Origin of the sequence: Escherichia sp. AM3 (assembly GCF_032029835.1) — a bacterium.
GTDB classification, from domain to species: domain Bacteria; phylum Pseudomonadota; class Gammaproteobacteria; order Enterobacterales; family Enterobacteriaceae; genus Escherichia; species Escherichia coli.
Map to the genome: position 1 here is coordinate 1 of NZ_JAVUPQ010001329.1, position 234 is coordinate 234.

At 59.4% G+C, this 234-nt stretch carries 1 protein-coding gene; it reads right to left on the minus strand.

Translation table 11 applies throughout. The features are described from left to right. Positions 1 to 234 (minus strand): ATP-binding protein (locus tag RTW80_RS30915; RefSeq protein WP_312722083.1); only part of this gene is annotated, 234 nt, incomplete at both ends.

The following is a 234-nucleotide window of genomic DNA, read 5'->3' on the forward strand; positions in this document are numbered from 1 at the left end:
GGTATAAAGGTGACCACAACTTCGGTGCCACCTGACTCTCCCCGGCGAACCTGGCAATCACCGCGCAGGCTTTGCGCGCGGTCTCGCATGATAATTAAACCATAGTGGTTCGTTCGTTCGGCATTTTCCGGCACGCCGCGGCCGTTATCCTGAACCCTGAGCTTCACCTGATTATCCTGGCAGCTGACGGTGACCGTGGCGGCCGTCGCCTCGGCATGCTTGAGCACGTTGCTC